Genomic DNA, 7,112 nt, shown 5'->3' with positions numbered 1-7,112 from the left:
TTGCCTGCGGCATTGACGGCGCCGTCGAGGAGCTGGGAGACCGTGTGTTCGTCGTAGTACTGGCCGTCGTCGTAGCCGTTGTCATAGCCGCCGTCGTCGTAGCCGTTGTCATAGCCGCCGTCGTCGTAGTAGTCGTCGCGGGGCTGGAGCTTGTTCTTAATGTTGTCGAGAAATCCCATGATGTCCCCAAGTCCTGTGAGGGCGCAAGCGCCCCAACCAGACGACCCCTAGGCGAGGTCGTACTCGGCAGAAAACACTATCCGTCCCAGTCTAACGAGGGTGGAGCCCTCCTCGACCGCGATTTCGAAATCATCGCTCATTCCGCAGGAGAGCGTGGGCAGCGCAAGGCCCATGCGACCGCGAAGCTCCTCGCGGAGCTCGCGCGCACCGGCGAAGGTGCGACGCGCCGCGTCGGCGTCGTGGGCAGGGGCCATGCACATGACGCCCTCGATGGAGAGCGCCGGCAGCGCAACCAGCTCGTCTGCCGCGGCGCGCACCTCGTCGGGGGCAAAGCCGCCCTTGGACAGCTCGCCCGAGACGTTGCACTCGAGCAGCACCGGTACGGTGAGGCCCGCGCGCTCCGCACGGCTCGAAACGGCCTGGGCAAGGGTCAGGCTCGAGATCGACTGCACGAGCGAGGCGCGGCCCAGCACGGCGTTGATCTTGTTCTTCTGCAGGTTGCCGATCATGTCGAAGCGTGCCGCCTCGATCCCCGCGGCGGCAAAGGCGTCGAGCTTGCGCACGAGCTCCTGCGGGCGGTTCTCGGCAAAGCTCGTATAGCCGGCGCGCATGGCGGCGAGCACCTCGGCGGGTCCCACCGTCTTGGAGACGGCGTCGAGCGTCAACTCTGACGCGCTGCGGCCGCTGCGCGCGCAGGCGGCCTCGAGGCGCGCGAGAATAGCGGCGCGGCGCTCGCGCATGAAGGCGAGGCAGGCCTCGTCGACCTCGATGGTCGCGGGCGCAGGCACGCCGGTATCGAGGCCGCTACTGCTCATCGGCCTCATCGCCCGCACTCCTGGCGACGTCGTCTGCGGCGCCATCGTCGTCGACGGCAGACTCGAGCATGACCTCGGGAATCTGCTGGGCCAGCTGCTCGTCGAGGTCGCGCTCCTGGGCAAAGCCGGCGCCGCGGGTGGCGTACATCTCCTGCAGGTCGTCGTCGTCGAGGCCGCGCAGGTCATCGAGGCTACGGCGCTTGCCGGTGAGCAGGAAGACGAGCCTCTCGCCCACCTCGACGGCGTTGTCGGAGATGCGCTCGAGCATGCGCGAGGCCATGATCACGCGGCTCGCGGCATCCATGTCGTCATCGGGGCCGAGGGTGGCCAGCGAGCGGAAGAACTGCTTGTAGAGCTCGTCTACCGGCTCGTCGAGCACGGGCAGCGAAGCGGCGAGGCGCAGGTCGTCCTCGACGATGGCCATGACGCAGTTCGACAGCACGCGGTAGACGAGGTGCCCCTCGCTCGCGAGCAGGTCAATGAGCTGGCCGGGCACCGCGCGACCGGCGCAGCGCTTGGCAGTCTTTGCGATGTTGCGCACGTGGTTGGACATGCGCGCCAGGTTGAAGTTGGCGTAGATCACGAACTGGATGAGGCGCAGGTCGCTCGCGACGGGCTGCTGCGTGGCGATGAGCAGGAACGCCTTCTGCTCGAGCGCGGCGCAGCGAGCGTCCATCTCGCGCGTGGTGGCCTTGACGGCCTTGGCCTTCTCCTTGTCACCCTCGGACAGGGCGTCGACGGCGTCGTGCAGCGCCAGGTCGATATTGGCGTAGATCGAGACGAGCTCCTGGCGCATCTCGGTGAGCTGGCGATTGAACGTCTCTCTCATGCGTGACTCCTTTGCGGTGCTGGTCGCTTGGTGGGCGATGGGGCTTAGGTCCGCATCAGCCGAAGCGGCCGGTGATGTAGTCCTCGGTGCGTTGGTCTGCTGGCGAGCTGAAAATCTCGTTGGTGTCGCCGTACTCGATGAGACCGGCGGGCTCGCCCGCGTGCTCCTGCAGGAAGAAGGCCGTGTAGTCGGAGACGCGCGCGGCCTGCTGCATGCTGTGGGTCACGATGACGATGGTCATCTCGCTCGAGAGCTCGGCCATGAGGTCCTCGACGCGCTGGACGCTCGTGGGGTCGATGGCGCTGCAGGGCTCGTCCATGAGCAGGACGTCGGGCTGCACGGCCAGGGTGCGCGCGATGCAGAGGCGCTGCTGCTGGCCGCCGGAGAGCGCAAGGCCGTTCTTGTCGAGCTGATCGGCGACCTCCTTCCAGAGGTTCGAGCGCTTGAGCGACTCCTCGACGATACCGTCGAGCTCGCTCTTGCTGTTGACGCCCAGAAGGCGCGGGCCAAAGGCCACGTTCTCGTAGATCGACTTGGGGAACGGGTTGGGCTGCTGGAAGATCATGCCCACGCGGCGGCGCAGGTCGACGGGGTCGACGCCCTCGGCATAGATATCGGAGCCGTCGAAGGACATAAGGCCAGCGGTGTGCGTGCCCTCGATGAGGTCGTTCATGCGGTTGAGGCAGCGCAGGAACGTCGACTTGCCGCAGCCGGACGGACCGATGAAGGCCGTGATCTTGTTGGGCGCGAGGTCCATCGTGACGCCGGAGAGCGCGTGGAAGTCGCCGTACCAGAAGTCGAAGTTCTCGACGTGGATGCCCGTATCGCCGTTGTTGGGCGCGTGTCGGTAGACGGTCATGCTAGTTTCCCTTCGCCTTCGACGCAGACCTGCGCGAGATGTAGCGCGCGAACAGGTTGAACGCCAAGATCATGAGCATGAGCAGCAGGGCGGTGCCATAAGCAGCCTGCATGTTGATGCCCTCGTTTGCCAGCTGGTAGAGGTGAATCGTCATGGGACGGCCCGAGTCGAGCGGGGTGAGCGGCAGGTTGATGGCCTGGCCCATGGTGTAGAGCACGACGGCCGTCTCGCCGATGGCGCGACCGATGGCAAGCACGATGCCCGTGGCGATGCGCGGGAAGGCGCTGGGCAGGACAATCTTGGAGACGACCTGCCACTTGGTGGCACCCAGGCCATAGGCGCCCCAACGGATGTAGCGGGGTACGGCGCGGATGGCCTCCTCGGTGGTACGCATGACGATGGGCAGCATCATGAGGGCCAGGGCAAGGGCGGCCGAGAGCATCGACAGGCCAAGGCCCATAGCCTCGACGAACATCGCGTAGCCAAAGAGGCCCATGACAATCGACGGTACCGACGAGAGGGTGTCGGCCGCATAGCGGATGAAGGTCACGAGACGTCCCTGCTTGGCGTACTCGGCCAGGTAGACGGCCGCGAGCACCGCGATGGGCGTGCAGATGAGCATGGCGAGCGCCGTGACGTAGAGCGTCGAGACGATCGTGGGGAAGATGCCGCCCTCGGCGTTGACGCCGTGAGGCCAGCCAAAGATGAAGTCGAGTGACATCACGGGCATGCCGTTCACGGCCACGAAGGCGATGATCATGACGAGAACGGCGGCGGTGACGACGCCGGCGGCGCGGAACACGCCGATCATGACGTCGTTCGTGCGGTTCTTGTTCTTGCTGGCGCCGGGCTTGGCTCCCTGGGCGAGCAGGCGCTTGATGCGTGCGCGGCTGCCCTCGCTCACCTGCGTGACGGTGCCGGTGACGGGCGTCACGTCATCTGCGGTGAGGGTGGCCTGTGGGGCGTGCTCGGTGGGCTGCTCGGCGTGGTCGAAGTTGACGCCGCCGGCGACGACGGCGCGGTCGGCCGCCTTGGCGCGGCGGTGGCGCGAGTGGCCACGGCCGCTCTCGCGCGCGCTCGACAGGAAGCGCACGATGCCCACGAGGGCGGCGGAGATGATGAACAGCACGGCGCCCATGCCAAACAGGGCGCTGCGGTGCAGGCCCGACGAGTAGCCCATGTCGAGAGCGATCTGGCTCGTGAGCGTCGACAGCGGGCTCGCGATGCCGCCGGGGATGACCGGGGCGTTGCCCACGACCATGAGCACGGCCATGGTCTCGCCGATAGCACGGCCCATGCCCAGCACGACGGCGTTGACGATGCCCATCTTGGCGGCGGGCAGCACGACCTTGTAGATCGTCTGCCAGCGGGTGGCGCCCATGGCGAAGCTCGCCTCGCGGATGCCCATGGGGATGGAGCGCAGCGCGTCCATGGTGAGGGTCGTGATCGTGGGGACGATCATGATGGCCAGTACGAGCCACACGGTGAGCGCGCCAAAGCCCAGGCCACCGGTGAGGCTGGCGACGAGCGGACGCAGGATGACGAGGCCAAAGAAGCCGTAGACGACCGAAGGCACACCGGCCAGCAGGTCGACGGCGGTGCTCACGACATTGGCGAGGCGCTTTCCCGCGATCTCGGTGAGGAAGACGGCGCAGCCCACGGCGAGCGGCACGCCGATGGCGAGCGCGCCCACGGTGACGATGCCCGAGCCGGCGAGCAGCGCCAGAATGCCGTAGCTGCCCTCGGTGGGCGCCCACTTGAGGCTGAAGAACTCGCCCAGGCCGATGTCGGTGAGGACCGGAATGGCCTTCCAGAAGGTGAACACGAAGATGAGCACGACCGCGAGAACCGCGACGCATGCGCAGGTGAGGAACAGGTTCTTGAGGGCAAGCTCCTTGAGGCGGGTCGACTTAGAGACCTGCTTGAGGTTCGAGCTGGCTACGCTCTCCTCCATCTCTTCGTTCATGGGCTCACTTCCCCTCTTCGGTAGCAGCGAACTTGTGAGCGGGGATGTAGCCCGCGTCGCGGATGACCTGGTCCATGTCATCGGACAGGACGTAGGAGATGTAGCCGTAGGCCTCGCCCTGCGGGTCACCGTTGGTGAAGAAGTAGAGGTCGCGCGAGATGGGGTAGGCGCCGCTCTCGACGTTGTCCTCGGTGGCGTCGACGCCGTCGATGGCCACGGACTTGACCGAGGTGGTGGCGTAGTCGCTCTCGACGAAGCCGATGGAGATGTAGCCGATGGCGCCCGGCGTGCGGCTCACGACGTCGCGCACCTGGCCAGTGCCCGGTAGGACCGCGGCCGAGCGGTCGAACTCGACGCCGTCCATGACGAGGGTGCGGAACGCCTCGCGGGTACCCGAGGCCTCGTCGCGGTTCACGACCTGGATGGGCAGGTCCTCTCCCCCGACCTCGCTCCAGTTCGTGATCTTGCCGGCGTAGATGTCGCGCAGCTGCTCGGTGGTGAGGTTCGCGACGGGGTTGTCCGGGTTCACGATGACGGCGATGCCGTCATGGGCGATGACCGTGGCGACGAGCTCGTGGCTCGACTCCTCGGCCGTGAGGTTACGGCTCGAGGTGGCGATGTCTGCCGTCCCGTTCGTGACGGCCTCGATGCCCGCCGATGAGCCCAGGCCCGAGACGAGCACCTTCGTGCCGGTCTGCTCCTCATAGCCCTCGGCAGCCATCTCGGCGATGGGAAGGACCGTGGTGGAACCCGCGACCGTCAGCGACTTGGACGAGCCAGAGTCGGCGCAGCCCGCGAGCACGAGGGAACAGGCAAGCGCCAGCATGCAGCCCACTACAGGTAGGCGATGGCAGCGTGACGACCGCATATGCCTCCTTCAGCTCGGTAGGAGTAGAAACGGTCCGTGTTGGAGACCGTCGAGGGGCACGCGTCCAGGATGCGGGCACTATCTAGGCCCACCCGAGTGAGCGCGCACCGGATTGCCGCAGAGAGGTCGAGGTTTCTCTCCGTTTCGGCAGTATGAACAATCGTACCAAACTCATCCTCGAACGTAGCGAGCAGCTCGGCGGAGACCTCGTAGTCGGCGGCAGAGGCGTGCGGCCCCACATAGGCGCAGATGTCAGCCGTCTCGCAGGCCGCCTCCTCGGCAAGCACCGCCGCGGCCTTGGCCGAGATGCGCGCAAGCGTGCCGCGCCAGCCGGAGTGCACCACGGCAAACGCCCCGGGCGCGATGAGCACCACGGGCACGCAGTCGGCGAAGCACAGCAGCACCGGTACCCCGGGCACGGTGCAGACGATGGCGTCGGCGCCGGCCTGGGCCTGCGCGCGGGCGGCCGCGAGGGCCTCGGGCGCGGACGAGTCAACGACCACGACGTGGTCGCCATGGACCTGGCGCGGCTCGACGAGGCTCGCCGCGATCTTCTCGGCACCCAGGGCGGCAAGGGCGCGGGCGCGGTTCTCCGCCACGCAGGCAGGGTCGTCGCCGCAGCGGCTGCCGAGGTTCAGGCTCGCGTAGGGGGCCTTGGAGACGCCACCCGTGCGCTCGGTAAACGCGAATGTGACCCCGCCCGGGCGACTGGTGTCGCCGAGCAGGGTCACGCCGTTCGCTACATATCTCGTAAGCGAGGGGACCTGCATTACAGGCGGCCGCGCTTCAGGAAGTCAGGGATGTCGAACTCCTTGGAACCCGTGGCGCTCACCGGCTGCTTGGGGGCAGCGGGCTCGGGAGCGGCCGGGGCGTGGAAGTCGCCCAGCAGCGAGGGCTGGGAGCTGGGCTCCTGGAAGCCCGTGGCGATGACGGTGATGCGCACCTGGTCGCCAAGGCTCTCGTCGACGGTCGTGCCAAAGATGATGTTGGCCTCGGGGTCAACGTTGGAGGCAACGAGGTCGGCGGCGTCGGAGATCTCGGTGATGCCGAGGTCCTTGTTGCCGGCGATGGAGAGCAGCACGCGGGTGGCGCCGTCGACGGAGCTCTCGAGCAGGCGGCTCGAGATGGCCTCCTGAGCAGCGTCGGTGGCGCGGTTGTCGCCAGAGGCGATGCCGATGCCCATCATGGCCGTGCCGGAACCGCGCATGATCGTGCAGACGTCGGCGAAGTCGAGGTTGATGAGGCCCGGGACGGTGATGAGGTCGGTGATGCCCTGGGTGCCCTGGCACAGCACGTCGTCGGCCATGCGGAAGGCCTCGAGCATGGTGGTCTTCTTCTCGGCGATGTCGAGCAGGCGGTCATTGGGGATCACGATGATCGTGTCGACGTTGGCCGAGAGGTTCTCGACGCCGGACAGCGCGCTCTGGGTGCGCTTGCGGCCCTCGAACGTGAACGGCTTGGTGACGACGGCGACGGTCAGGGCGCCCACGTCGTTCTTAGCGATGTCGGCCACGATCGGGGCGGCGCCGGTGCCGGTGCCACCACCCTCGCCCGCGGTGATGAAGACCATGTCGGCGCCGGCGAGGGCGGCCTTG

The 7,112-nt window shown here is 67.2% G+C and carries 7 protein-coding genes; all 7 read right to left on the bottom strand.

The window, feature by feature from the left end:
- Positions 1-227: 227 nt before the first annotated feature.
- Entirely contained in the window at positions 228-995 is a 768-nt protein-coding gene (locus AC1VTH_RS05415; protein WP_481335126.1) for a YggS family pyridoxal phosphate-dependent enzyme, read from the bottom strand.
- Positions 985-1,824: a phosphate signaling complex PhoU family protein gene (locus AC1VTH_RS05410; protein ID WP_301829450.1), complete on the bottom strand. Its 840-nt coding sequence runs from the start codon at positions 1,822-1,824 to the stop codon at positions 985-987. The genes AC1VTH_RS05415 and AC1VTH_RS05410 overlap by 11 nt, the downstream gene beginning before the upstream one ends.
- A gap of 55 nt (positions 1,825-1,879) precedes the next feature.
- Entirely contained in the window at positions 1,880-2,683 is an 804-nt protein-coding gene (pstB, locus tag AC1VTH_RS05405; protein ID WP_293674059.1) for a phosphate ABC transporter ATP-binding protein PstB, read from the bottom strand.
- 1 nt (position 2,684) lies between these two features.
- Entirely contained in the window at positions 2,685-4,649 is a 1,965-nt protein-coding gene (pstC, locus tag AC1VTH_RS05400; RefSeq protein ID WP_481335123.1) for a phosphate ABC transporter permease subunit PstC, read from the bottom strand.
- Between the two features lie 4 nt (positions 4,650-4,653).
- A complete protein-coding gene (locus tag AC1VTH_RS05395; protein ID WP_481335121.1) occupies positions 4,654-5,475 on the bottom strand; it encodes a phosphate ABC transporter substrate-binding protein in 822 nt (273 codons plus the stop codon).
- Positions 5,476-5,483: 8 nt separating this feature from the next.
- Positions 5,484-6,248 carry a purine nucleoside phosphorylase YfiH/LACC1 family protein gene (locus tag AC1VTH_RS05390; protein ID WP_481335120.1) on the bottom strand — a complete coding sequence of 255 codons (765 nt, stop codon included), beginning with the start codon at positions 6,246-6,248 and terminating at the stop codon, positions 5,484-5,486.
- 38 nt (positions 6,249-6,286) lie between these two features.
- On the bottom strand, positions 6,287-7,112 hold an 826-nt coding region (locus AC1VTH_RS05385), incomplete at its 5' end, for a cell division protein FtsZ (RefSeq protein ID WP_481335118.1).

The sequence above is a fragment of the Parolsenella sp. genome (assembly GCF_982402205.1).
The sequence above is the reverse complement of the archived record's forward strand: the minus strand, read 5'-3'. Positions and strand labels throughout refer to the sequence as shown.

Coding starts and splice junctions, on each gene's coding strand:
- AC1VTH_RS05415 (WP_481335126.1), bottom strand. CDS start 995: ATGAGCAGTAGCGGCCTCGATACCGGCGTGCCTGCGCCCGCGACCATC.
- AC1VTH_RS05410 (WP_301829450.1), bottom strand. CDS start 1,824: ATGAGAGAGACGTTCAATCGCCAGCTCACCGAGATGCGCCAGGAGCTC.
- pstB (WP_293674059.1), bottom strand. CDS start 2,683: ATGACCGTCTACCGACACGCGCCCAACAACGGCGATACGGGCATCCAC.
- pstC (WP_481335123.1), bottom strand. CDS start 4,649: ATGAACGAAGAGATGGAGGAGAGCGTAGCCAGCTCGAACCTCAAGCAG.
- AC1VTH_RS05395 (WP_481335121.1), bottom strand. CDS start 5,475: ATGCTGGCGCTTGCCTGTTCCCTCGTGCTCGCGGGCTGCGCCGACTCT.